Source organism: Celeribacter neptunius (assembly GCF_900113955.1).
Classification (GTDB): domain Bacteria; phylum Pseudomonadota; class Alphaproteobacteria; order Rhodobacterales; family Rhodobacteraceae; genus Celeribacter; species Celeribacter neptunius.
Map to the genome: position 1 here is coordinate 1,104,780 of NZ_FORH01000001.1, position 26,129 is coordinate 1,130,908.

Genomic DNA, 26,129 nt, shown 5'->3' on the forward strand with positions numbered 1-26,129 from the left:
GGATTCTTGCTCAGATCGTAGCCGACCCGCCCCGGGGATTTGAAGCTTTTTGGTGAACGGCGCTTTAAATAATGGTGCAATCTAGGATAAATCGCACGCCACTCTCCGTAAAGTTGTATTACAGGTAAATTTTTCCCGCAACTGCAGTATCCCCGCGCCGTCGGCAGCGGATACGGATCCGACGCATGGCGGCTCAGCCGGCCCGTTCCAGAATGGCGCAAAAGAACCCGTCCCCGCCTTCAAGCGGGCTGATCAGACGCTCGCGGCGCAGATGAAACGCCGGGTGACGGCTCACAAACCCGGCCACCTGATCCTGATTTTCGGCGCGAAACAGCGAACAGGTGGCATAGGCCAGCGTGCCGCCCGGGCGGACCATCGGCGCCACCTCCTCGAGGATCTCGGCCTGCAGCCCCTTGAGCACATCAAGCCGCGCCGCGGTGAGCGCCCATTTGCCCTGCGGGCTGCGCGAAAAAGCGCCGGAACCGGAACACGGCACATCGCAGAGAATGAGATCATAGCCATCGGCCAGCTCGGATTTACGTGCCGTCTTGATCGTGAGCCCGGCGCGCGAGGCCCGGGGCGCGATGTCCTGCATCCGGGCCGGGTCGACATCATGGGCGGTCAGGCTCAGATCGGCATGCGCCCCCATGGCGAGGCTCTTGCCGCCGCCGCCGGCGCAATAGTCCAGCACCTCCAACCCGTCGTGGAGCGGCAGCGCATCGATGATGGCCTGCGACCCCGCGTCCTGCAGCTCCACCACACCGGTGAGATAGGCCTGCGACCGGGCCACGCTACGCGCGCCGCGGGTCACTTTCAAAGCGCATTCGGACAGCGGATGCGGCACCGCCTCGATACCGTCATCGGCCAGAAGTTCGAGCGCGTGCCCGAGCGTCGATTTGCGATTGTTGACCCTGAGAAACACCTCGGAACGTTGCCGCATCAGCCCGAGCACCGGCTCGAGCGTGTCGCCCAGGGTCTCCTCATAGAGCGGCAGGAGCCAGTCCGGGCAATCGAGCCGGACGCCCTGCGGCGCCTCTTCCAGTGCCGCCCCGGCCCCGCGTTCGGCCTCGGTCAGCGGCCGCGGGGCAAAACGATCCTCGCAAAACAGCGCGTCGGGATCGGTGCCGGCAGCGCGCAATGCGCCGATCATCAGCTGACGCCCCGAGGGACGTCCCTCGCCCGCGCCGCCAAGCCAGGCATAGGACCGCCGACAGCGCAGCGCATCGAACACGTGATCGCGGATCGCGGCGCGGTCCTTGGAGCCGGCGAAGCGATGGCCCCGCGCCCAAGTGGTCAGGACCCGCTCGGCATTCTCGCCGGCAAGCACATCGTCAAGGATTTCAATCGCAGCGGAAAGGCGTGCGGCGGGTGTCATATCGGGCTCCGGCGTTCCGGGGCCTTTGCAACCCCTTTTGCTCAGACCTACACCGCATCGTGCGCGCGTTCAACGCGCACGATCACGTGCCCCCATCTGCACCCGCAACCGGGGCTCAGCGCGCCAGCAACTTGGCGATCAGATCGCGGTCGAGCACCCGGTCGCCGCAATTCTCCTCATCGGGCAGCGCATCGCAGAGCTTCTTGACGCCCTTGAGCGTCATGGGACCGGCCAGCCCGTCGAGCTTGCCACGGTAAAGCCCGCTCGCCTTCATGTCCTCCTGCAACATGTAGAAGGCCATATTCGGGTTCGCCTTGTGCAATTCGGTCGCGAACGCCTTGGTCACACCGCCGGGCATGGCGCGGATTTCGCGCGACAGGCGCGGGAAATCACGGGTCATCTTATGGGTGGCCACTTCGATGCTTTGCAAGAATTGCGCCTGTTCCGTCTCCGAGAGCATCTCGAGATGGGCATCGAGCACCGCGCGCGCCCCGGCCGGGTCCTTGCGGATATTATAGTGGTTGCCATCGCGTTGCAGCGAAATCAGCTCGCGCAGCGCGTCGAGATTGCCCTGATCCGCGGCCTCTCCGAGGGTGGCCAATGTCTTTGGCCCGCTGGCCCGCATCGAGATGCCCCAGGTGCTGCGCTTCGACTCGAGCACGGCGATCCGGGTTTCGCCCGCGGCGCGGGCCCTGTCGGCATAGCCGTCGAATTTGCCGCGCGACTCCGGCCCGAGATAGCCCCACATCGCGCCTTCGGCCAGAATGCTCCAGGCGCGACTGTCGCCCAGCATCCCGGCGCGTTCGAGATAGGCCTGCGCCTCTTTCCAGCCGCGCTCGCCCCACATCACGTCCTCACCATAGGCGGCGAGTCCTTCGCCATTGCCGGACTGGGCGGCGGCCTCGAAGAGGCTCAGCGCCTTCGCCCGGTCTTTGCCCAGAGGCTTGCCATAGAGATAGAATTTGCCGAGCGCGACCTGCGCCCGCGCGTCATTCGTGGCCGCGGCGGCCTCGAGCATCGGCAAGCCGCGCTCGACATCGCGCTCAAAGCCCCAGCCGCCGATCAGGTTCTGCCCCAGGACCCGCTGGGCATCGACATTGCCCTGGGTCGCGGCCGCGCTCAAAAGCCGGTCCGCCTCGGCCAGATCTTTCGGCACGGGCACGCCCCACAGATAGGCTTGACCGAGGATCAGCTGCGCTTTCGCATCCCCGGCCTCAGCCGCCCGCGACAACAGCGTGATCGCGGCTTCGGTGTCCTGATCGAGCTCCTCGCTGCCCCAAAGCAGCGCCGACCCCAGATCACGGGCCGCCGCCAGATCCCCGGCATCGGCGGCGCTGCGCAGCGCCGCAAAATCCGCAGCCGACGCCACGGGCCCGCTCAAAAGCCATGATGCGAGCACACACCCGAGCAATCCACCGGTGGCAAGCCGCCAGCTCCGCATGTCAGAATAGGCCATTTCCCCCTCCTTTTCCCCTCAGATCAGCCGAGGCGCGAAAAGGACCAACAATTTGCCGCCACACACCTAACGTGCAGCCATTCGGCACCTCGGCCATTGAGGCTAATGTACCAGAATTCTAAGGGAAAAGAAAGCGGGCGCGATGTCGCTCCCCCGCGGCGCGGCGCGACGAATCCCCACCTGAGCGGACCGCCGGACAGCGGGCACAGGCGCCTTGAGCCGCAAGGTTCAAAGCCCATTCATCCCGGCGCGCCCAGTGTCTTTTTCAACCAGTCGATGAAGGCCCGCGCCTGTGGCCGCACCGGTCCGACCGGGGTGACCGCGTAATAGGTGATCGCAAACGGCGACGGCAGCGGCAGCTTGTGCAACACGCCGGCCGCAAGCTCGTCACGCACCAGAACTTCCGTGGTGAAGGACAGGCCCAACCCCTGACGCGCCAGCGACAATTGCAGGGAGGGGACGCCGATATCGACATTCTTCAGCTTTGTCGCATCCAGACCGAACGCCGCCAGGGCCATTTCCTCGAACGCGACCCCGGGCGACCAGATCCACGGCAGCTGATCGGGCGGGACCATCCCATCCTGCACCAGAGACGGCGCCCCCACGGCAATCAAATCGCTTTCAAGAAGCGGTTCGGCAATAAGGCCGGGCCAATGCGCATCGGCGGGCCCGCCACGGATCGCAAGATCGAACCCCAGCGCCGCGATATCCACGGTTTCCTGGGACGGCAGGACCGACACCTGGATCTCGGGGTGAAGCTTCCAGAACTCATGCAGCTTCGGCAGCACCGCAGCCTGCGCGATATAGACCGTCGCGGCGATCTGCACCGGGGACCGGCTCTGATCCTGCCTGAGCTCCCCGACCCCGTCGGCGATGATCCCGAACCCCTCGCTCAGATGTTGCGCCAGCCGCTTGCCAGCCTCCGTCAGAACCACGCTCCGCCCGGCTCGTCTGACCAGCGGCACTCCGAGATCCTCCTCCAGCGCCCGCACCCTCTGCGCGATCGCCGCATGGGTGACATTCAACGCCCGCGCCGCCGCAGCAAAATTTCCGCTGCGCGCCGTCAGTTCGAACGCCCTGAGAGACGCGAGCGAGGGCAAGGTCTTCCAGTCCGGGACCATTATAATACCTCATCTATCATTTTGGATTTTTAGATGTTTCGAAAGAAACAACAGAAACTGATATCTGATCAAGCATAGAAAGAAAGGAGAATGAAGAAATGATGCATATAATTTCCTCCGACCTGATCCGCGCCTATGCCGAATTCAGCGCCGACGGGCACCCGATCAACCGGGAGCGCGCCAATCTTCGCGCCTTTCGTCAGGCCCGGCGCGCAGAACGCTCCGCTGCCCGCGCGGCGAAACGGTCAATGCCTCTCTGGCGGCACCTGGCATCGGGTTTCCTCCGCCGGGCCGCACCCTCCGCCAGCCCCCCGAAACGGGCATGATGACAGCCGCCAGTTTCCCCCCTGCCGTTTCACCTGTCCCCATGATGAGCGGCGCCCGGATCGTGAGCCCCAAAAACAAAGGCTTGCCAGAGAGACCTGGCAAGCCTTTGTCGTGTCAATGGGCGGATCGATCGTGCCTGCAACGGCCGCGACGTTCCTGTGGCGGGCGTCGGCGCCCCCTGCCCCGTTATCCGATCCGGTAATTCGGGCTTTCGCGGGTGATCTGCACGTCGTGGACGTGGCTTTCCTTGAGCCCTGCCCCGGTGATCTTGGTGAAGTTGCAGTTCTTGTTCATCTCCGGAACCGTGGCACAGCCGGTATAGCCCATGGCGGCGCGAAGCCCGCCGACCATCTGATGCAGCACCGTGCCGACCGGGCCCTTGTAGGGCACCTGGCCTTCGATACCTTCGGGCACGAGCTTGTCGGAGGCCGCATCCTTCTGGAAATAGCGATCCGCTGAGCCGCGCGCCATGGCGCCGAGCGAGCCCATGCCACGATAGGATTTAAACGAACGCCCCTGATAGAGGATCACCTCGCCCGGGCTTTCATCCGTGCCGGCGATCATCGAACCGACCATGGCGACCGAGGCGCCGGCGGCAATGGCCTTGGCGAAATCGCCGGAGAATTTGATGCCGCCGTCGGCGATGACAGGCACGTCACCGGCTGCGGTCGAACAATCCATGATCGCGGTGAGCTGCGGCACGCCGACGCCGGCGACCATGCGGGTGGTGCAGATCGAGCCCGGGCCGATGCCGACCTTGACCGCATCCGCACCCGCGCCGATCAGCGCCTTGGTGGCTTCGCCGGTGGCGACGTTGCCGGCGATGATCTGAACCTTGTCGCCGAATTCCTTCTTGGCACGTGCCACGGCGTCGATCACGCCCTGGGAATGGCCATGCGCCGTGTCGATGACGATGATGTCGACACCGGCATCCACGAGCTGTTCCGAGCGCTCAAAGCCGCTGTCGCCCACCGAGGTGGCGGCGGCGACGCGCAGACGGCCGAGACTGTCCTTGCAGGCCGAGGGGTTGAGCACCGCTTGCTCGGTGTCCTTGAGGGTCAGAAGCCCGGTGAGGTGCCCCTTGGCATCGGTCACCAGCAGTTTCTCGATCCGGCGGGCTTTCATGAGAGAAATGGCTTCGTCCCGGTCGGCGGGCTCTTGCAGGATCGCCAGATCCGAGGAGGTCATCACCTGCGACACGGGCGTGTCATCCGAGGTGGCAAACCGCATGTCGCGGTTGGTGACGATGCCGACCACGCGGCGGCTCTCGTCGATCACCGGGAAACCGGTGAAATTATACTGGGCACAAAGCGCCTTGGCATCGGCGATGGTCTGATCCGCGGTGAGCGTCACCGGGTTGTAGACGATACCGCTCTCGAAACGCTTGACGCGGCGCACTTCGATGGATTGCTGTTCGGCGTTGAGGTTCTTGTGGATCACACCGACACCGCCGGCCTGGGCCATGGCAATCGCCATCCGGGCCTCGGTCACCGTGTCCATCGCCGAGGACATCAGCGGAATGTTCAGCTGGATGTTCTTGGTGACAAAAGTCTTGGTGTCCGCCGTTGACGGCAGCACGGAAGATGCAGCCGGAACAAGCAATACGTCATCGAAGGTAAGCGCCTCGCGAATCTCCATCAGGTCTCTCCATGTGGGATACGGTTTGGCACGTCCCTATTGCACGGATGTTTCCCCAAGGAAAGGGGCATTTGTGGATTTTACCCGGATGTCACACAAGATTTAGGGCCGCGCTCCGGTGGGAGGCGGCCCTGACAGTGGTCTTGCAGGTGCTGAACGGTTCACACCGTGGCGGCGTTGGTGGCTTTCGCCAGCTTGCCTCGGGTCCAGAGCTGCATGATTTTCATCGCGATGAAGACGATCACCAGCGTCGCCCCGACCAGCTCCACCCCACCGACGAGACGAAACGGTATGGGGGCCAGCGTCGCGGCCGAGAACATCAGATTGGCAAAGGCCGCCAGGGGAAAGGTGAAAGCCCCCCAAAGCGCGGAGAAATCCCCCTTGGTCAGGTAGCGAATGCCGATCAGGTAGACGACAAGCGCGGTCAGCCCGATCCAGGCAAAGGCCAGCGCCAGCGTGGTGTAGCCCAGAAGCGTGGCAACGATACCGAAGAGCGAGACAGGCGCGAGATGCACCGCCAGAAGCGGCCGCAGCGGCGGCGGCACATCGGCGCGGGCGAATTGCATCGCCGAGATCGCCCAGATCGCCGCCGCGATCGGCAGGGTGGTGGCGAAAATGAACTGCGACATCCCGAGATAGCCCAGCGGCACGGCGGAAAGCGGTGCGAGGATGAAACCGACGAAGGTCAGGTGCCAGACCGGGGTCACCCGGCGCTGCTCCGCCGGTCCGATCAGGAAAGACCGAATGGTCAAGCCCGCCACCGTTGTGAGCGCGATGAGCGACAGGACCAGCACCAGCCTGGCCAGCCCCGCAGAGTAAGGCACCAACACGGCGGCAAAGAGAAAGCCGGCATCGGCACCGGCGGAAAGCCCGGCGCGCCCCGGCAGGATGCGCAGATCGTCGGCCACCACGGAAGGGCGCCGCACCACCTTGGCCAGATAGGCCACGACAGCGAAAAGATAGAGCAAGGAGACCGCCCCGAGGATCATCTCGCCGATCCAGTCGGGCGCCGAGGGAAACAGCTTGGCGGCATTGCGCCAGGCAAGCCCCAGACCCAAAAGCCCCATGATCGGCGGAAAGATCGCCGGCGGCGTCGCCCGCCACAGCCCTTGCGGCGCGGTATTGAACGGTTTCGGCATGATACGCGGGGGTGTCTGGGACATCTCTCGGCCTTTCGCACTCATATTGCGCGGCCTGAATATCACCCGCCGTGCCGGCGCGAAAGCCTTTCCCGCCCACAAGCGCGGCTCATCGGGCGCGCCGCAATGTCGCGGTGCCCGGGCGCCAGGACCTGCCCGACGCCCCTCTTCCCAACGTGCTGCATGATGCCGGATTGACCCGGCGGCGGGTTCGGCCCATGCTGGAGCGAGCCAAAGGGAGTGAGATCATGGCTGTTATTCCAGAGACTTACCACCTGTTCGTGGTCGACATCACCTATAGCGTGCCACTTGCGCAGATTGACGAGGCCTTGGGACCGCATATCGCCTTTCTCGAACGGCATTATGCCTCCGGCCTGTTTCTCGCGTCTGGTCCGAAAGTGCCGCGCGACGGCGGTGTGATCCTCGCCGCCTCCGACAGTCGCGACACGGTCGAGGCGGCGCTGGCGGAGGACCCGTTCCAGACCAACGGGCTGGCCACCTACCGGGTGACGGAATTCAATCCGGTCAAGCGCGCACCGGCGCTGCAAAACTGACTGAACGAAAAGGCGCCCCAATGGGACGCCTTTGGTTGTTCTCCTGAGCTGTTTTCAGCCCTTGGGCCGCATCGTTAGCCCGTCGGCAAAGAGATGGACCTTTTCCGGCGGCGCGGTGAGCCGCACGGTCTGACCGCGCAGCCCGGCATGGATCCCCGGCAGTTTGGCGATCAGCGGATCGTTGCCGCGTTCGGCGACGAAATACAGAAGCGTCACCTCGCCCAGAGCCTCGACCACATCGACAACCCCGTCGACGATGGCATCGCCCTCGGCCAGATGCATGTCTTCCGGGCGCACACCGATATTGACCCGGCGCCCCATGTCGGCCTCGGTCGTCGGGATGGCCGAGCTGGCGAAGCCTTCGCCGTCGAGTTTGACCCTGGTCATCGCCCCCGTTTCGATGATCTCGCCGGACAGAAGGTTCATCGCCGGCGAGCCGATGAACTGCGCCACGAATTCATTGTCCGGACGCTCGTAGAGATCGAGCGGGCTGCCGACCTGGGCGATGCCCTTGTTCGCCAGCACCACGATCCGGTCGGCGAGCGTCATCGCCTCGACCTGATCGTGGGTCACATAGATCATCGTGCTCTCGGGCATCGACTCCTTGAGCTGGGCGATCTCGAGGCGGGTGGCGACGCGAAGAGCCGCGTCGAGGTTCGAGAGCGGTTCGTCGAAGAGATAGACCTTCGGATCGCGCACGATCGCGCGGCCGATGGCGACGCGCTGACGCTGACCGCCCGAAAGCGCCTTGGGCAGACGGTCGAGATAGTCTTCGAGCTGAAGAATCCCGGCGGCTTTCATCACCGCCTGATGGATCTCCTCCTTCGATTTCTTGGCGAGTTTGAGCGAGAAGGCCATGTTGTCATAGACCGTCATATGCGGATAGAGCGCGTAGCTCTGGAACACCATGGCGATGCCGCGCTGTGCCGGTGGCACGTCGTTCATCCGCACCCCGTCGATCTCAAACGTGCCGCCGGAGATCCGCTCCAGCCCCGCGATCATCCTGAGAAGCGTGGACTTGCCACAGCCCGAAGGCCCGACGAAGACGATCAGCTCGCCGGTCTTGATGTCGAGGTTGATGTCCTTGAGGACTTCGACCTTGCCGCCATAGACCTTGGCCACGCCATCCAGTTTCAAATCTGCCATTCTCTCTCTCCCGTTACCTCTTGCCCGGTCTCTCAGACCTTTTCACGCAGCATGATCGCCGGCTGCCACGGGCCCAGATGCAGTTTACCATCCTCCATCGGGGAGGCGGAATTCAATTCGCTACCGACCTGATGCCAATCGCCTTTTGGCGCCGCGAGCGAAGCCGGCTGATCGGACAGGTTGAAGGCGCAGAACAGTTCTTCTTCGTCATTCTTGCGGGTGAAGACCAGACAGGGGCCATCGACCCGCATATCGGTCATCTCGCCGGTCTTGAGCGCCTTGTGGGCGTGCCGGAAGGCGATCGCCCGACGATAATGGTGCAGGATCGCGCCGGGATCGTATTCCGATTGCGCCACGGCCAGCGGATAGTGCTCCGGGCTCACCGGCAACCAGGTCTGCCCGGCATTGGAGAAACCGCCATGATGCTGGGACCGCTCCCAGACCATCGGCGTGCGGCAGCCGTCACGACCCTTGAAATCCGGCCAGAACTGGATGCCATAGGGGTCCTGAAGGTCTTCGAAACTCAGCTCCGCCTCGGGCAGGCCCAACTCCTCGCCCTGATAGATACAGGCCGAGCCGCGCAGGCACATCATCAGCGTGGTAAAGGCACGCGCGCCCATCGGATCGAGATGCCAGCGCGACATGTGCCGCATCACGTCATGGTTGGAATAGGCCCAGCAGGCCCAGCCGTCAGAGGCCACCTCAGCCACCTTGTCCATCACGGTCTTGATATAATCCGGCGACGGCGTGTCACCCGACAAGAGATCGAAAGCGTAGCACATATGCATGAGATCGTCGCCGGCGGTGTATTCGCCCAGAATCTCGAGATCGCGCTGGTCGTCGCCGACCTCGCCGACGGCCGCGGCATTATAGGGTTCCATCACCGCGCGCAGTTTTCGCAGGAAGTCGAGGTTTTCGGGCCGCGACTTGTCGTAGATATGGTTCTGCCAGGTGTAGGGGTTCACCGAGGGTGCAGTCTTGGCCTGGCGCTCTTCCGGTGCCAAGGGCGGATTGTCGCGCAGCTCGGCGTCATGGGTGTAGAAATTGATCGTGTCGAGCCGGAACCCGTCGACCCCGCGATGCAGCCAGAATTCGGCGACATCCAAGAGCGCCTGTTGCACCTCGGGTTCGTGGAAATTGAGATCCGGCTGCGAGGTCAGGAAATTGTGCAGATAATACTGCATCCGCCCGCCATCCCATTGCCAGGCAGAGCCGCCGAAGATCGACAGCCAGTTGTTCGGCGGCGTGCCATCGGGTTTGGCATCGGCCCAGACATACCAGTTCGATTTCGGATTGCTCTTGTCCTCGCGGCTCTCGACGAACCACGGGTGTTGATCCGAGGTGTGCGACAGCACCAGATCGATCAGCACCTTGACCCCGTATTGATGCGCCGTGTCGATCACCGCATCGAAATCCGCCAGCGAGCCGAACATCGGATCGACATCGCAATAATCGGCGACATCATAGCCGAAATCCTTCATCGGCGAGGTGAAGAAGGGCGAAATCCAGATCGCGTCGACGCCGAGCGAGGCGATGTAAGGCAGACGTTGCACGATGCCCAGAAGGTCACCGATGCCGTCGCCGTTGCTGTCCTGATAGGAACGCGGATAGATCTGATAGATCACGGCGCCGCGCCACCAGTCCTTTTCACGGGTGAAACCAGCGGAGGAGGAGGAAATTGCTGTCATTTCGTGTGCTCTTAGAGATGTGTTTCGTTATTTTACCGAGCCGGCCAAGAGACCGCGCACGAGATATTTCTGCATGAAGAAGAAGACGGTGAGCGGCACGGCGATCGAGACGAAGGCCGCGGTCGCGAGGATTTCCCAATTGCCGCCGCGGGTGCCCAGAAGCTCGACGATCTGACGCGTCATCACCGTGGTGTCGCCGGAGCTGTCGATCAGGAAGACCAGCGCCACCAGAAGGTCGTTCCAGGTCCAGAGGAACTGGAAGATCGCAAAGGAGGCCAGCGCCGGAAAGCTGAGCGGCAGAATGATCTTGGTGAAAATCTGGAAATCCGTGGCGCCGTCGACCCGGGCGTTCTCGATGATGTCCTTGGGCAGGCCGACCATGTAGTTGCGCAAGAGATAGATGGCGAGCGGCAGACCAAATCCGGTATGCGCCGCCCAGACGCCAAGATAGCCCTTGGAATTGATCGTGTCGCCGGGTTCGAACCCGAACATCCGCCCGAGCGCGCCAACTTCGGCAAAGCGCCGGGCATTGCCTTCCATCGGCGTGCCGGCCAGCGCAACGAACCATTCGACAACCGAGCCATGAAAGCTCAGGAGCGGGATGAGCGCCAGTTGCAGCGGCACGACCAGGAGCCCGACGATCACCGCGATCAGGAATGCCCTGCCCCGGAAATCCATCCAGGCCAGCGCATAGGCCGCGAAAGCCGCGATCAGGATCGGAATGACCGTGGCCGGAATGGTCACGGTAAAGGTGTTGATGAAGGCCTTGCCCATCTTGTCGGTGGCCTGACCGGCGAACAGCACGGTCCGGTAATTGTCGAAGGAGAAACTCGGCGGGGTTTTCGCGGTCAGAAAGACCCGTTCGCCGCGCGAGCCGGAAAACTCCGTGCCATTGACCAGACGGTAATCGCCATTCTCCTCGACCGTCAGCCGGCCATCCTCGCCCATATCGGCGGTCTCGCCGGCCTGATAGGCGTCGATCGCACGCGACGAGGTGCCCCAGACCGAGATCGTCCCGGGTTTGGAGCCATCTTCGGCAAAGAGATTGCCTTCGATCACGTAATTGCCGTCGATCATCTGCTGGGTCGCCGGCGCGGCGGTGCGGATCATCGTGTTCTGCACCTGTGGGAACAGGGCTTTCCACCAGCCTGAGCTGGCGATCTGATCGGCCGACCGGAAGGAGGACACGAAAAGCCCCACGGTCGGGAACAGCCACAGCAGCACGAGAAGGAGCACCGAGAGATGGGTGACCCAGATCAGGGCGGGTTTCTTACCGGCAATATTGTCCATGATCCCGCTCCCTCACTTCATTTCTTTGCGTGCGTTATAGACGTTCCAGACCAGGATCGGCGTCACCAGGAGCATGATCACCATGGCCGCCGCCGAGCCGACGCCCCAGTCATTGGAGCGGAACAGCTTGTCATACATGTAATTGGCGAGAACCTGCGTCTCCCATTGGCCGTTGGTCATCGCAAACACGATGTCGAAGACCTTCAGCACGACGATGGTGATGGTGGTCCACACGACGACGATCGTGCCCATGATCTGCGGCACCTTGATCTTGAAGAAGATCTGGAACGGGTTGGCGCCATCGACGATGGCCGCCTCGATGGTCTCCTCGGGCACGCCCCTGAGCGCCGCCGAAAGGATCACCATGGCAAAGCCGGTCTGAATCCAGATCAGCACGATCATCAGGAAGAAATTGTTCCAGAACGGGATGGTGAGCCAAGTTTGTGGGCTCTCGCCACCGAGACCCAGGTAAATCGCATTGAGAATGCCGATCTGTTCGGTCCCAAGAGGCCGGGCGTCATAGACCAGTTTCCAGATCACCGCCGCGCCGACAAAGGAGATCGCCATCGGCATGAAAATCAGGGACTTGGCCAGAGCGCCCCAGCGGATACGGTCGGTCAATTGCGCCACCAGCAGCCCGAAGGCCGTGGACATGGCCGGCACCACCAGAAGCCAGAAGGCATTGTTGCGCATGGCCTCCCAGAATTTCGGGTCATCCGACATTTTGCGGTAATTCTCGAGCCCGACGAAAGCGCCGCCGAGATCGCGGTCGGTCAGCGAGAGGCGCAGCGTCTCGAACACCGGATAGGCGAGATAGAGCCCGAGCGCCATGAGACCCGGCATCAGGAAGAGCCAGGGCCGCACCAGATTGGCACGGTTGATATTGCGTCCCGCATGCGCGCCCCGCGCCGGAAAGATTACCTTGTCGAGGATGATATTGGAAAAATAGAAATAGCCGATACAGGCGCCGACGCCGATGACGATGGTCAAAAGACCCTGAATTGCCGGATGCATATGTGCCGTTCCCTCTGTCTCGTGCCGGTTGTGCCGGTCCTTGCGCCGCCCCTGCCCCCGCTCCCCGGAGGCTGCCGCGCCGGTCTGGCACCCGCTCACATCTTTCCGGCACGGCGCCCCATGATGCGGGCTGGCCGGATTTGCGGTCGATCAGAACGGGTGGAAACGCTTGCGATCGGGCCGTCCCCGACCCTTTTGCCCCGCTCCCTTGTCCTGATCCATCGCCTGATCTCTTGCCCTGATCTCTTACCGTGATCTTCGGGCAATTTCCCCCCGCACCCACTGGGCCGGGGGGAAAGCGCGTGTTGCGAAGATTACTTCAGCGCGTCCCAGGATTCCTGGATCGACTTGGCAACATCCGCGGCGGGTTCACCGCCGGCATAGTCGACCATACCTGTCCAGAAGGAACCAGCGCCAACCCCGCCCGGCATCAGGTCGGAACCGTCAAAGCGGAAAGTCGTGGCGCCCAGAAGGATCTCGTTCATCGCCGCAGTGGTCGGATCGCCGAATTTCGACTTGTCGACGCCTTTATGCGGCGTCAGGAAGCCTTTTTGCGACATCCAGGCCTCGTGGGCTTCCGGAGTTTCCAAAAATTCGATGAACGCATCCGCCACCGGGCTCGCGGAGGTGATCGCCCAGAGCGTCCCGGCGCCCAGAACCGGCTGACCGAGGTCTTTCTCGGCATAGGCCGGGAAGTAGAAGAAATCCGCATCTTCGCCCACCACGGTGCCTTCCGGGAAGAAAGCGGGGATGAACGAGGCCTGACGGTGCATGTAGCACTGCGGCGGCGAGGTGAAGAGACCTTTCGGGCTGTCGCGGAAATCGGTCGAGGCCACGGCCCCGGCACCGCCGGAGACGAAAGCGTCATTGCGGGCGAACCAGCCGAATTCATCGATTGCGGCGACCACACGCGGATCGTCGAATTTCACCTCGTTGGAGACCCAGCCGTCATAGACTTCCGGCGGCTGCGTGCGCAGCATCATGTCCTCGACCCAGTCGGTGGCCGGCCAGCCGGTGGCCCCGCCGGAGCCCAGACCGATGCACCAGGGCGTCTCGCCATCGGCGACGATCTGTTCGGTGAGCGCCTTGAGCTCTTCCATCGTGGTCGGGACTTCATAGCCCGCATCCTCGAAGTTTTCCGGCACATACCAGACCAGCGACTTCAAATCGACCTTGTAGAAAAATCCATAAAGCGCCTTGTTGCCATCGGGGCCGGCGTAGGAGCCGAGATCGACCCAGGACTGACCCGCGGCGTAATTGTCGAGCACCCATTGCTCGGTGCCTTCGGGCAGCGGCGACAGGAAGCCGCGCTTGGCCATGTCGGCGGCGAGACCCGGCTGCGGGAACACCGCGATATTCGGCGCGGAACCGGCCTCTGCATCAATCACAATCTGCTGTTCAAAACTGTCGGAGCCGACGTAGCGCACATCTGCACCGGTCTTTTCTTCGAAGACCGCGAGCACCTGTTCGACCATTTCCTGGTCAGCGCCGATCCAGGGGCCGGCGATCGTCAACTGCTGACCCGACAGGTCCTGGGCCTGTGCTGCGCCAGCGACCAGCGCGAGCAGAGCTGCGCCGGAATAAAGTGTCTTTTTCATGTAAACCTCCCAGTTTTCATACCCGGACACGGGCAAACGAAGCCTAGCGCCATCAGGTTAAAAATCAATCGGTTCGAAACCAATCAAACAAGTTCACCAAAGCGCTTTGACACGCGCACAGCCTCTCTCATGCATCCTGAGGAGTCAATGACTCGGATCAAGCTCCGAGCCGCGTCGAGGGCGAAAAAATGACCGAAATCGTTTACGTTTACGGTACGTCACCGGTTCACAACCCCATAGGCTGTCGCAGCATGACTTTACCTGCCCCCCTGCATGAGGCTAGCCTGACGTCAAACCACGACACTGAAGGTCAAAAATGAACCTCAAAGAGCTTTCTGCCCTGCTTGGACTGTCCCAGACCACCGTGTCGCGGGCGCTCAACGGCTATCCGGAAGTGTCGGAACTGACCCGCAAGAAGGTCATGAAAGCTGCAAAACAGCATAATTACACACCCAACACCCGGGCCCGCGGCCTGGCGACCGGGCGCAACCATGCGGTCGGCCATGTGATCCCGCTCTCGACCGAACATGAGGTGGTGAACCCGGTGTTCACCGATTTCATCGCCGGCGCCTCCGAGATCTATTCGCGCGAAAATTTCGACATGCATCTCTCGGTGGTGCCCGACAGCGGCGAATCCGACGCCTATCGCAAGATCGCCGCCAAAGGGTCGGTCGACGGGGTGATCGTCCACGGCCCGAAGGAGAATGACCCGCGAATCAACCTGTTGCTCGAGATCGGCATGCCCTTTGTCGTGCATGGGCGCTCCGGCAGCAGCTCCGAGGGCGATTATTCCTGGGTCGACATGAACAACAGCCGGGCGTTCGAGCGCGCCACGCAATTCCTGATCGAACTCGGCCATCGCCGCATTGCGCTTTTGAACGGGCTGGAAAACATGGATTTCGCGGCAAAACGCCGGATCGGCTATCGCACGGCCCTCGAAACGGCGGGGCTCCCGGAGGACCCGGAGCTTTGCGCCTCCTCGGAAATGACGGAAGAATATGGGTTTTCCGCCACGTCCAGACTGTTGGAACTGGGCGATCCGCCGACCGCGGTGCTGGCCTCGTCGATCATCATCGGCTTCGGTGTGCGCCGCGCCCTGGACACCGCCGGGCTGAAGATCGGCAAGGATGTCTCGCTCATCGTACATGACGACGATCTCTCCTATCTGCGCAACGGGTCCGATGAACCGATCTACACCGCCACGCGCTCTTCCGTGCGCCAGGCCGGCCGGATCTGCGCCGAGCTTTTGATGGAGCAGATCACGAACAAGGACAGCCCGCGCCGTCATGTGCTGTTGAATGCGGATCTGATCATCGGCCAGACCACAGGACCGGCGCCGCAGCGCATTTGACCCAGTGCCCAGCATCTGCCTGCCTTCCGCCTGCATCTGCCGACCGCGGGCGCGTGCAAGCTTTGGCCCGCCCCGCCATCCCCTTCGATGATAGCGCAAACGCCCCACCTCCGATCCGTCGCCGGGCGCATCACGGTTGCGCGTCCGATCTCGGAAAATTTCAAAGCGCTTTGAGCTTGCCTCACCCCCGCTCCGCCCGGTAAGCTCGCCACGACAGCTTACCCGGGGCGTCGCATTGGAATCATCCTCCGGACGACAGGATCGCAACTTCGCAGCGATGCAGATGTTATCGCTACCCCCTCCGGACCTGCCCCAGACCTGACACAGACCGAGACACGGACGAAAGGCGAAACACATGCCCCAGACCCCATCCCAAACCCGCGATATCCGCCGCAGCGCCTTCCCCAAGGATTTCATCTTTGGCGCCGCCACCGCCGCCTATCAGGTCGAAGGTCACAAGTTCGGCAATGCCGGGCTGACCCACTGGGACACATTCGCCGCCACCCCCGGCAATGTGCTTCGCGCCGAGGACGGCGCCACGGCCTGTGACCAATATCATCGCTATGGCGCGGATATGGACCTGCTGAAAGACGGCAATTTCGATGCCTATCGGTTTTCGGCGAGCTGGGCCCGGGTGATCCCCGAGGGCCGCGGCGCCGTGAACCGCGAAGGGCTCGATTATTACGACCGGCTGACCGATGCGATTCTGGAGCGCGGGCTGCAGCCGCATCTGACGCTCTATCATTGGGAATTGCCTGCCGCGCTCTCCGATCTCGGTGGCTGGACCAATCCGGATGTGCATCGCTGGTTCGGCGATTATGTCGAGGTGATCGATGAGCAAATCGGCGATCGCATGGCCTCCATCGCCACCATCAACGAGCCGTGGTGCGTCTCCTACCTGTCGCATATGCTCGGCCATCATGCGCCGGGAATGCGCAATATCCGCGCGGCGGCGCGCTCCATGCATTATGTGCTCAAGGCCCATGGCGAGGCGATGACGCGGCTGCGGGCCAAAAACCGCAAGAACCTCGGCATCGTGATCAATTTCGAACATGCCGCCCCGGCCAGCGACAGCGAGGCCGACATCGCCGCCGCCGCCACTCAGGACGCCACCAACAACCGCTGGTTCATCGAAGCCATCGCCAAGGGGCAGTATCCGAAAGAGGCGCTTGTCGGTTTGGAAGCCCATCTGCCGAAGGGCTGGCAAGACGATATGGCGGCGATTGCCCAACCGATCGACTGGCTCGGGGTGAATTACTATTTCCGCCAGCTTGTCGCCCATGACGCCGACAGCCCCTGGCCGCACACGAAACCGGCCCAGGGCCATCTCGCCACCACCCAGATGGGCTGGGAGATCTACCCGGAAGGGCTCCGCGCGCTTCTGACCCGCCTGTCGCGCGATTATGTCGGTGACCTGCCGATCATGGTGACCGAGAATGGCATGGCCTGGGACGATCATCTCAGGAATGGCGAGGTCAATGATCCGGAGCGCTGCGCCTATATCGCCGATCACATGGCGGCAATGCAGGATGCGATCGACGCCGGGGTGAACCTGAAAGGATTCTTTTACTGGTCGCTTCTCGATAATTATGAATGGGCCTTCGGCTATGAGCGGCGCTTCGGCATGGTGCATGTCGACTTCGAAAGCTTGCAGCGGACACCGAAAGCCTCGTATCACATGCTCAAGACCCTGATTGAACGGACCTGAGACATGCCCAACCATCCCGCCGACACTCTCACCCTGGTTGCCGATATCGGGGGCACCAATACACGCGTGGCCCTGGCCGACGGGGTGACGCTCCTGCCCGACACGGTGCGGCGCTATTCGAACCGGAAATTCCCCGGGCTCGAGAGCGTGCTGCGGCAATATCTCGAAGATGAGGGCGGGATTGATTGCAAGGGCGCCTGTGTCGCCGTGGCCGGCCCGGTGCGCGACGGCGTCGGCACCATGACCAATCTCGACTGGACCATCGACCGCGACACGCTGCGCCGTGCCACCCGCGCCGAACATGTCTCGATCCTCAACGACCTGCAGGCCCAGGGCCATGCGCTCGGGCTTGTCGACCCGGAGAATATCCGCAGCGTGATCAAGGCGCCCGAAGCCTCGCCGCAGGCGGTGAAACTCGTGGTCGGCGTCGGCACCGGGTTCAATGCCGCGCCGGTGTTCGAGACCGACAGGGGCCGTTTCGTGGCGCCCTCGGAATGCGGTCACGCCAACCTGCCGATCCGCAACGAACACGAGCTCGCCCTGTGCCAGTTCGTCGAGACCGCGCATGGTTTTCCGGCGGTCGAGGATGTGCTCTCGGGCCGCGGCCTCGAACGCGTCTACCTGTTTCTGGGCACGGAAGAAGGCGACGCCTATGAGAAATCCGCAGCCGAGATCATGGCCTCGGTCGAGGCCGACGACGATCCCCGCGCCACCGAGACCGCGCGGCTCTTCGTCAAGATCCTCGGCACGGTGGTGGGCAATCTCTCGCTCGTGCAATTGCCATTCGGCGGGGTTTACCTGGTCGGCGGCGTGGCCCGCCATATCGCCCCCTATCTCGATCTTTTCGATTTCGACGTGGCCTTCCGCGACAAGGGGCGCTTTGCCGGTTTCATGCAGAATTTCGCTGTCTCGGTGATCGAGGACGACTATGCCGCTTTGATCGGCTGCGCCTCGCACATGCACAACATATACCCATAACCAATTGATAAAATTGTTGTTTGAAAGATTCGCCTCCGGCCTCCGGGGGCGTTTTTTTATGATTTTTTCCATGCAAGATAAAAATTGAACGACGTAACCTCGTTTTAACTCCCTGCCCCTTACACCAAGGGTTGTGACCGCAGTTGTAAGGGAAATTCGAGATGTCTCACCCCTGCCGAAAAAGAGGAGCGCGTACATGACCACGCATGTGCAACTTCATGACCGGCTTGATTATCAATCCGTGGCCCCGCTCATGGCCGAGCTCAAGACCATCACGGATGATGAGCTGGTCATCGATGCTTCCAATATTCGCCACATGGGCACCCTGCCCCTGCAAGTGATCCTGGCCACCATCAAGATGCGTGACGCCGAGGGCAAGACCACCCGCCTGTGCAATGCCTCTGACAGCTGCGTCGATATTCTCGGCCTCTTTGGCTTTTCTCCCGAAACCCTAACTCAACCGGAGGCTTGGACATGAGTCTGGAAGTCCTTGCTGTCGACGACAGCCGCACCATGCGCGACATGCTCAACCTTGCACTTTCCTCGGCCGGCTTCACCGCCCATCTCGCCGAAGATGGCATTCATGGCCTTGAAGTGCTCGACGACATCGAACCCGATGTCATCATCACCGATATCAACATGCCCCGCATGGATGGTTTCGGCTTCATCGACGCCGTCCGTTCCGAGGACAAATGGAGCCGTATCCCGATCCTCGTGCTCACCACGGAAAGCGCGGACGAGCTGAAAGCGAAAGCCCGCGCCGCCGGTGCCACCGGCTGGATCGTGAAGCCGTTCGACCCTGCGAAACTGGTAAAAGCCCTCCAAATGGTGGCTGGTTAAGAGGTTCCCTATGTCCGACCCAATGGCAGAAATCCGCGCCTCGTTCTTCATCGAATGCGAGGAACTCCTGGAAAGCCTCCAGGATGGTCTCCAGATGATGGATGACGGCGACACCGATTCTGAAACGATCAATATCGTTTTCCGCGCGGTCCACTCGATCAAAGGTGGCGCGGGCGCATTCGGTCTGGACGACCTTGTCCATTTTGCGCACCGGTTCGAAACCGCGATGGATGAGGTCCGCGCCGGACGCTTCCATCCCGACGGCGAAGCCATCCGCCTGTTCTTCACCTGCGCCGACATTCTCGGCGATCTGGTGCGGGCCGCGCGCGACGAGGGCGAAGTGCCCTCCGACGTGACCGACCCGGTGCTCGCGAAGCTCGAAAAGCTCGTCGGCGTCGAGGAGGAGGAAGAGGAAGATCTCGACTTCACCCCCGCCACCCTGTCGCTCGATCTCGGCGGCCTCGGGGGCGATCTTCCGGATCTCGGAGGCGACCTGCCGGATCTGAGCGCCCTGCCCGCAACCGGCGCCGAGGATGACGACGCCCTGCCCCTGATGGCCGACAGCGCGGAACTCACCGCCGCGGCCCCCATCGGCACCGAACCGCTCGACATCGGCGCCCCGGAAGCCGTCGTCGCCAAAGGTTTCACCGTGTTCTTCAAGCCCGAGGATACGCTCTATGCCTCCGGCAACGAACCGCTCTACCTGTTCCGCGCCCTGCGCGATCTCGGCGATATCTCGGTCGTGGCGCATTGCGGCGATCTGCCGGCGCTCGACACGCTCGATCCGGACACCGGCCACCTGTCCTGGACCGTGACCGTTCACACCGAAGAGCCGGAGCTGGCGGTGCGCGAAGTCTTCGAATTCGTCGACGGGCTGTGCCAGCTCGACATCACCCCGCTCAAGGAGACCGGGGCTCCGATCGCCGAAGCCCCCGCGGTCACCGCCGCTGCAGAGGCCCCGGCGCCGCTGCCGCCGCTCGATTTTGCCGCGGATCTTCCCAGCGATCTTTCGAGCGCGCCGACCGCCGAACTGCCGCCACTGACCCCGGCACCGACCGCGCCGGCCACCCCGGAATTGGCGCCCGCGCCCCTGCCGGAAACACCGATGGCCGCCGAGCTGCAGCCGATGCCCGAAGCCGCAGCAGCGGTCCCGCAGCCGGCCCCGAAAGCCGCCGCCAAAGCGGAAGAAAAGCCGGTCGTGAAGCCGGTCGCAAAATCCGAGGATGAGCCCGGCAAGCCCGCCGCTTCCTCCGCCCCGGCGAAAGCCACCGGCACCCCGACCCAGCCGCGCGCCACGGTGCGTGTGGATCTCGAACGTATTGATCGTCTCGTGAACCTTGTTGGTGAATTGGTGATCAATCAGGCGATGCTGAGCCAGTCGGTGACCGAGGCCGGTCTGCCGCCGAACTCGCCGGTTTCCACCGGTCTCGAGGAATTCCTGCAGCTGACCCGCGACATTCAGGAATCGGTGATGATGATCCGCGCCCAGCCGATCAAATCGCTGTTCCAGCGCATGGGTCGGATCGTCCGCGAATCCTCGGCCTCTGTCGGCAAGGAAGTGCGCTTGCACACCGATGGCGAGAACACCGAGGTCGACAAGACCGTGATCGAACGGCTCGCCGATCCGCTCACCCATATGATCCGCAACGCCGTCGACCATGGGCTCGAGAGCCCCGAGAAACGTCTCGAGGCTGGCAAATCGCGCGAGGGCCATGTCACGCTCACCGCGCAGCATCGTTCCGGCCGCATCGTCATCGAAGTCAGCGACGATGGCGCCGGCATCAACCGCGAGCGCGTCAAGGCCAAGGCGATCGAAAACGGTCTGATCCCGGCGGATGCCCAGCTCAGCGACAGCGACATCGACAACCTGCTGTTCCTGCCGGGCTTCTCGACGGCGGCAGAAATTTCCAACCTGTCCGGCCGCGGGGTCGGCATGGATGTGGTGAAAAGTTCGATCCAGGCGCTTGGCGGTCGCATCTCGATCACCTCGCAAGAGGGCAAGGGCACGACTTTCTCGATCTCCCTGCCGCTCACCCTAGCCGTGCTCGATGGCATGGTGGTGCGTGTCGATGACGAGACCCTCGTGGTGCCGCTCAACGCCATTCTCGAAACGCTCACCCTGACCGACAATGATCTCAAGGCGCTCGGGCCGGAAACCCATGTGGTGCAGATCCGCGGCGGCTTCGTGCCACTGTTGGACCTCGGCGCCGAGCTTGGCTACCGCCAGCCCCTCGACAGCTATGTCGGCGGCATCGTGCTGCTGATCGGTCAGGAGGATGGCAACCGCGCCGCCCTCGTGGTCGATGCCATCGAAGATCAGCGCCAGGTGGTGATCAAAGGCCTCGAAGGCAGCTACGGGCGCGTCCCGGGCATCGCCGCCGCGACCATTCTGGGCGACGGACAAATCGCCCTCATTCTCGACCCGACCGATCTGGTCGGACAAGCTTCCGGACGTACCCGGACCCGTCAGCCGCAACCAGCACTCGTAGGATAAGACCATGACTGACAATGAAAAACAGACCGATTCTACATCGATCGAACTGCTGTCCTTCCGCGTTGGCGGCCAGGATTACTCCGTCGATATCATGTCCGTTCGGGAAATTCGCGGCTCGGCCAAGGCCACCTCGCTGCCGCATGCGCCGTTCTTCGTGAAAGGTGTGATCAACCTGCGCGGTACGGTCTTGCCGATCATCGATCTCTCCGCCCGTCTGGGTCTCCAGACCGGCGAGGACACCGAGCGCAACGTCATCATCGTCGTCGATCTCGGCGGCCGCACCGCCGGGTTGATGGTCGATGCCGTCTCCGACATTCTCGCCATTCCGACCGAAGAAATGCAGCCGCCGCCGGATCTTGCCGCGGATGAGGCCCGGACCTTCGTTTCTGCGCTGACCATCGTCGACGGCCGGATGATCCGCATTCTGGACCTTGAAGCCGTCATGCCCCCGCAAGGCGAGGAGGTCGCTTGAGCGAACTGTCCCCCATAACCGGACGCCCGAAGATCGTCTCTGACATCTCGGCGCAGGCCTTTGCCCGGATTGCGCAGATCGCGCAACGCGAAGCCGGGATCATGCTGGCCGAAGCCAAGGTCTCGATGGTCAAATCGCGACTGACACGGCGTCTGCGCGTGCTGGAAATGGCAAATTTCGACGATTATCTGGACTATCTGGAACATTCCGGCGACCCGAAAGAGTTGGAATGTTTCATTTCGGCCCTGACCACCAATGTCTCGCATTTCTTCCGTGAGAACCATCATTTCGAGAATCTCGCGACCAATGTGGTGCCCCTGCTGCGTCAGAAACTCGCGGCTGGCGGAAAGGTGCGGATCTGGTCGGCCGGGTGTTCCAATGGTCAGGAGCCCTATTCGATCGCCATCACGCTCCTGGACAAGGCCCCGGATCTGGCACAGAAGGATGTCAGGATCCTCGCCACGGATATCGACCCGGAGGTGATCGCCCATGCCAAGCGCGGCGAATATATCGGCTCCCTGACCACCGGTCTGACCGATGATATCATCTCGCGGCATTTCACGCGCTCCGAGCGCGACGGAGAGATCGTTCTGACAGCGAAGCCGGAGATCAAGAAACTGGTGTCCTTCAATCAGCTCAACCTGCATGCCGACTGGCCGATGAAGCTGAAATTCGACGTCATTTTCTGCCGCAATGTGGTGATCTATTTCGACGAGCCGACACAGACCAAACTGTTCCGCCGCTTCGCCGATATCCTTGAACCCGGCGGTATCCTGATGCTCGGCCATTCCGAGCGGCTGAACGAAAACGTGAGCCCACTGTTCGAAAGTTCGGGCGTGACCACCTACAGGACACGCCCCAATATCAATAAACCATCACCTGCCCCTACCGGAGCACTTGAAAGTAAAGGAAAGATCTGATGGCACTCAGGGATCAACTCCGTGTCATGGTCGTCGACGATATGTCCACCAGCCGCGGACTTATCACAAACGCTCTGGACTCCTACGGGATTCGCAATGTGACGAGTGCCGCGGACGGTCCGTCGGCGCTGCAGAAACTGGCGGTCTCGCCAGTGCATCTCGTCATTTCGGACTACAACATGCCGGGCATGGACGGGCTTCAGCTCCTGCATGCGCTGCGCTCCAACGGCCCGACCCGTGGCGTCGGCTTCCTGTTGATCACCGGTCGTGCGGATCGCGAGATCATCGACATGGGCAAACGCCTCGGGATGAACAACTTCCTGAAGAAACCGTTCGATCCGGCCCGCCTGCGCGCCGCCATCGAAGCCATCGTAGGGAAACTGTAATGACGTCATTCCCAGCAAAATCTGCACCGGACGCCAATGCGGAAGAGACCGCGGTCATTCCGCTTGGGACGCTGAACAAGCGCATTCAGGATGAAATGGTCGCCCTCGTCATGCTCGCAGCCGAGGTGCAGATCGCGCTGGGACCGACGCTCGCAGAGGCAAAAGCGCTGTCACCGGCGGTGCAGCGCAGCCTGCAGGCGATCGACCGGCTGCATCAGACCCTGGACGATTTGCAGCGCGTGATGGGTCATCTGTCGACCCAAACCGAACAGGATGCGGTGGCGATCGATCCGCTGAGCGAGGTGATCCGGCTCAGACATCTGGCGCATAAGCTGTTCGACAATATCGATGCGCCCTTTGCCCTCTCCGAGGACGATTCCGGCGAGATCGCCTGGTTCTGACGACCGGGACTCTCTTGGGACAGCAAGACTGACCGCCCCGGCGGCCAGTCATTTTGCGTTCTGTCGTTTGGTTCGCCCGCGTCTGGCCCGCGTCTGGCCTATCTCTGGCCTGTTCCCGGTCTGCCTCTGGCCCGTCTCTGAGCTGCCTGCGCCTGTCGGAACAGGTGGCGGCGGGCCTCTTGCCGGACGACCCGCCGCAGATCTCCCATGTCCCCCCTGCAGGGAACGCGCAGGGCCGGACATCGGAGCATTGGAATTCGAACCCAGGAAACTCATTCATCGGGAAACGCGTTCCCCAGGAAACACAGTAAGATGCATGAATGAAAACCGCATGACACATCACTGGCAAGGCGGTCTCTGGCGAGACCGGACGCCCCGTCATGCGCCCCGTTATGCCCTGCCGAGCCAAGTCTCACATAGGTTCAAACGCAAGTTTCAAACGCAAAATCCAAACGCAAGGTCGACGCCCGCGACGGGAAAGACCGGCTTACAACCTCGTGACCAGCTTGGCAATGGGCCGGGTCGCCGCACACCTTCACGTTCATTTTCACGTTACGAATCCCTGCACCGGAATGCTATGACCTTGCCAGGATCAGTGTCGTGCATCCGCACCGCTGAGGATCACGACGCACAGGGATTGGCACATGGGGCTCAGAGACAGGCATCCTCGCCGCTTGCCCGCAAGGAGTACGAGATGACGGCCTCAAAGAAAGCGCCGCAGACGCCGGAGCATTTCCGTGACAGCTGGCCCTATTTCTGGATCAACCGGATCACCGCCTATTACACATTGGCGCTGGAGAAGCGGCTCAAACCCCTGGGCATCGACGTGCCGCGCTGGCGGGTGATGATCTCGCTCTACCAACAGGATTATCTGTCGATCTCCGAAGTCGCCGATTTCGCCACGCTCAAACTCAACACCACGACCAAGATCGTCCAGCGCATGCTGGCCGACGATCTGCTCACCCGCCGGGTGCGTCCGAACGACGGGCGGGTGACCGAAGTGTGTCTGACCGAAAAGGGCGACCGGCTGCGCGCCCGGGCGTTGATTGAGGTGGAGCGCATCGGCACCGAGAGCTTTCACAACATCACCCCGGCGGAGCGAGCGACCCTCAACCATGTTCTGGCGCGGATCAGCGGCGATCTGCAAAAGCTGATCTGAGCGTTTCTGCCCGGCCCCTTTGCGCCCTGCCGGCGCCTCACGAGGGGTGACCACGCCCGGGTTTCCCGCTAGGTATCGCAAGATCCGCCCAAAATCCCGCAGCTCGAAGAGGCCCGCTTGCCCGTCATCGTCAATCAGATCGACCCGGAATTCGGCGAGATACTCGCCCGTCACCCGAGCCTGCCGAAAGTGATCGACCATTTCGACCGGGCGCACCCCTGGGAGCTGCCGGAAGAGACGGAGGTGTTGATCACCCGCGCCTTTCGCAGCTGGCCGGAGACGCCCGAAACGATCCGCTTTCCCAACCTGAAATGGGTCCAGACCTTTTCCGCCGGCATCGAAATCTATCCCGAGGCGCTGATGCGGGGCCGGATCGTCACCAATGGACGCGGCCTCACCGCGCCGCAGATCGCCGAATATGTCCTGGCCGCCATGCTCTTGGTGGAAAAGGATATTTTCGGCGCCCGCACCCGCTCACCCGAGGATTGGGGCACACGGGTCTTTGGCACGCTCGAGGGCAAGGTGCTCGGCCTCATAGGCTATGGCGCGATTGGCGCCGAGGTGGCGAAACGCGCCCGCGCCTTTGACATGGAGGTTCTCGCCTGCCGTCGCGGCGACTGGTCGGACGATGTGCCCGAGGGGCTTGCCCCCTGCGCCACGCCGGAAGAGGTGCTGTCGCGCGCCGATCACGCGGTGCTGGCGATGCCGCTGACACCTCAGACGGAGCGCATGGTCGATGATGCGTTGCTGGCCCATGCCAAACCGGGGTTGCATCTGATCAATGTCGCCCGCGGTGCGCTGGTCGATCAGGTGGCACTTTTGCGGGCGCTCGATGACGGACGGCTCGGCAAGGCAACGCTCGACGTCACCCATCCGGAACCGCCCGCGGCAAATGATCCGATCTGGACCCATCCGAAAGTGCTTTTGACCCCGCATGAATCCTACAAGGGCGGGCAAGCGGAACGGCGCAAGTTCGAGCAGAAAACGCTCGACAATCTCGACGCCTTCCTCACCGGCGCGCCGATGCGCGACGTGGTCGATCTCGGGCGCGGCTATTGATCCGCGCCCGGGTCA

Annotated in this window: 23 protein-coding genes; 13 read left to right on the forward strand and 10 right to left on the reverse strand. The window is 62.5% G+C overall.

Annotated elements, in window-relative coordinates:
• Window positions 1-193: 193 nt before the first annotated feature.
• From BM151_RS05430 to BM151_RS05455, 5 genes are all read right to left on the reverse strand, one after another.
• Complete coding sequence (locus tag BM151_RS05430) at window positions 194-1,375, reverse strand: RsmB/NOP family class I SAM-dependent RNA methyltransferase (RefSeq protein ID WP_090058644.1); 1,182 nt, start codon at window positions 1,373-1,375, stop codon at window positions 194-196.
• A gap of 115 nt (window positions 1,376-1,490) precedes the next feature.
• Complete coding sequence (locus BM151_RS05435; protein WP_090058647.1) at window positions 1,491-2,831, reverse strand: tetratricopeptide repeat protein; 1,341 nt, start codon at window positions 2,829-2,831, stop codon at window positions 1,491-1,493.
• A gap of 239 nt (window positions 2,832-3,070) precedes the next feature.
• Window positions 3,071-3,952 (reverse strand): LysR family transcriptional regulator, encoded by an 882-nt coding sequence (locus BM151_RS05440; protein ID WP_090058651.1) that lies wholly within the window; start codon window positions 3,950-3,952, stop codon window positions 3,071-3,073.
• A 513-nt stretch (window positions 3,953-4,465) separates the two neighbouring features.
• Window positions 4,466-5,917, reverse strand: coding sequence for an IMP dehydrogenase (gene guaB / locus BM151_RS05450; RefSeq protein WP_090058656.1), 1,452 nt, complete (start codon window positions 5,915-5,917; stop codon window positions 4,466-4,468).
• Window positions 5,918-6,078: 161 nt separating this feature from the next.
• Window positions 6,079-7,080, reverse strand: coding sequence for a TDT family transporter (locus BM151_RS05455; RefSeq protein WP_090058659.1), 1,002 nt, complete (start codon window positions 7,078-7,080; stop codon window positions 6,079-6,081).
• 224 nt (window positions 7,081-7,304) lie between these two features.
• Between BM151_RS05455 and BM151_RS05460 the strand changes: the two genes are divergently transcribed.
• Window positions 7,305-7,610 (forward strand): YciI family protein, encoded by a 306-nt coding sequence (locus BM151_RS05460; RefSeq protein WP_218151321.1) that lies wholly within the window; start codon window positions 7,305-7,307, stop codon window positions 7,608-7,610.
• Between the two features lie 54 nt (window positions 7,611-7,664).
• On the opposite strand, the gene BM151_RS05465 is transcribed toward BM151_RS05460, so the two are convergent.
• From BM151_RS05465 to BM151_RS05485, 5 genes are all read right to left on the reverse strand, one after another.
• The gene (locus BM151_RS05465; RefSeq protein WP_090058662.1) at window positions 7,665-8,756 is read right to left on the reverse strand and encodes an ABC transporter ATP-binding protein; all 1,092 of its coding nucleotides are present in this window, start codon (window positions 8,754-8,756) and stop codon (window positions 7,665-7,667) included.
• A 32-nt stretch (window positions 8,757-8,788) separates the two neighbouring features.
• Entirely contained in the window at window positions 8,789-10,444 is a 1,656-nt protein-coding gene (locus tag BM151_RS05470; protein WP_090058665.1) for an alpha-glucosidase, read from the reverse strand.
• A 27-nt stretch (window positions 10,445-10,471) separates the two neighbouring features.
• Window positions 10,472-11,734, reverse strand: coding sequence for a carbohydrate ABC transporter permease (locus tag BM151_RS05475; protein ID WP_090058668.1), 1,263 nt, complete (start codon window positions 11,732-11,734; stop codon window positions 10,472-10,474).
• Between the two features lie 12 nt (window positions 11,735-11,746).
• On the reverse strand, window positions 11,747-12,748 hold the full coding sequence (locus BM151_RS05480) for a carbohydrate ABC transporter permease (RefSeq protein WP_090058670.1): 1,002 nt from the start codon (window positions 12,746-12,748) through the stop codon (window positions 11,747-11,749).
• A 314-nt stretch (window positions 12,749-13,062) separates the two neighbouring features.
• Complete coding sequence (locus BM151_RS05485; protein WP_090058673.1) at window positions 13,063-14,346, reverse strand: ABC transporter substrate-binding protein; 1,284 nt, start codon at window positions 14,344-14,346, stop codon at window positions 13,063-13,065.
• Between the two features lie 316 nt (window positions 14,347-14,662).
• On the opposite strand from BM151_RS05485, the gene BM151_RS05490 reads away from it, so the two are divergent.
• The 12 genes from BM151_RS05490 (at window position 14,663) to BM151_RS05545 (ending at window position 26,114) form a co-directional block, all read left to right on the forward strand.
• Window positions 14,663-15,697, forward strand: a complete 1,035-nt coding sequence (locus tag BM151_RS05490) for a substrate-binding domain-containing protein (RefSeq protein WP_090058676.1) — start codon at window positions 14,663-14,665, stop codon at window positions 15,695-15,697.
• Window positions 15,698-16,052: 355 nt separating this feature from the next.
• Window positions 16,053-17,405, forward strand: coding sequence for a GH1 family beta-glucosidase (locus BM151_RS05495; RefSeq protein WP_090058677.1), 1,353 nt, complete (start codon window positions 16,053-16,055; stop codon window positions 17,403-17,405).
• Between the two features lie 3 nt (window positions 17,406-17,408).
• Window positions 17,409-18,383, forward strand: a complete 975-nt coding sequence (locus tag BM151_RS05500; RefSeq protein WP_090058680.1) for a glucokinase — start codon at window positions 17,409-17,411, stop codon at window positions 18,381-18,383.
• A 196-nt stretch (window positions 18,384-18,579) separates the two neighbouring features.
• Window positions 18,580-18,861, forward strand: a complete 282-nt coding sequence (locus BM151_RS05505) for an STAS domain-containing protein (protein ID WP_090058682.1) — start codon at window positions 18,580-18,582, stop codon at window positions 18,859-18,861.
• Window positions 18,858-19,223: a response regulator gene (locus BM151_RS05510; RefSeq protein ID WP_090058685.1), complete on the forward strand. Its 366-nt coding sequence runs from the start codon at window positions 18,858-18,860 to the stop codon at window positions 19,221-19,223. The genes BM151_RS05505 and BM151_RS05510 overlap by 4 nt, the downstream gene beginning before the upstream one ends.
• A 10-nt stretch (window positions 19,224-19,233) precedes the next feature.
• The gene (locus BM151_RS05515) at window positions 19,234-21,717 is read left to right on the forward strand and encodes a chemotaxis protein CheA (protein WP_090058688.1); all 2,484 of its coding nucleotides are present in this window, start codon (window positions 19,234-19,236) and stop codon (window positions 21,715-21,717) included.
• A 4-nt stretch (window positions 21,718-21,721) separates the two neighbouring features.
• Window positions 21,722-22,189, forward strand: a complete 468-nt coding sequence (locus BM151_RS05520; protein WP_090058690.1) for a chemotaxis protein CheW — start codon at window positions 21,722-21,724, stop codon at window positions 22,187-22,189.
• The gene (locus BM151_RS05525; protein ID WP_090058693.1) at window positions 22,186-23,109 is read left to right on the forward strand and encodes a CheR family methyltransferase; all 924 of its coding nucleotides are present in this window, start codon (window positions 22,186-22,188) and stop codon (window positions 23,107-23,109) included. The genes BM151_RS05520 and BM151_RS05525 overlap by 4 nt, the downstream gene beginning before the upstream one ends.
• The gene (locus BM151_RS05530) at window positions 23,109-23,495 is read left to right on the forward strand and encodes a response regulator (protein ID WP_090058695.1); all 387 of its coding nucleotides are present in this window, start codon (window positions 23,109-23,111) and stop codon (window positions 23,493-23,495) included. The genes BM151_RS05525 and BM151_RS05530 overlap by 1 nt, the downstream gene beginning before the upstream one ends.
• Complete coding sequence (locus BM151_RS05535) at window positions 23,495-23,896, forward strand: hypothetical protein (protein WP_090058698.1); 402 nt, start codon at window positions 23,495-23,497, stop codon at window positions 23,894-23,896. Before BM151_RS05530 ends, BM151_RS05535 begins: the two co-directional genes overlap by 1 nt.
• A 694-nt stretch (window positions 23,897-24,590) precedes the next feature.
• On the forward strand, window positions 24,591-25,055 hold the full coding sequence (locus tag BM151_RS05540) for a MarR family winged helix-turn-helix transcriptional regulator (RefSeq protein WP_090058700.1): 465 nt from the start codon (window positions 24,591-24,593) through the stop codon (window positions 25,053-25,055).
• A 117-nt stretch (window positions 25,056-25,172) separates the two neighbouring features.
• Window positions 25,173-26,114 (forward strand): NAD(P)-dependent oxidoreductase, encoded by a 942-nt coding sequence (locus BM151_RS05545; protein ID WP_090058703.1) that lies wholly within the window; start codon window positions 25,173-25,175, stop codon window positions 26,112-26,114.
• The last annotated feature ends 15 nt before the right edge of the window (window positions 26,115-26,129 follow it).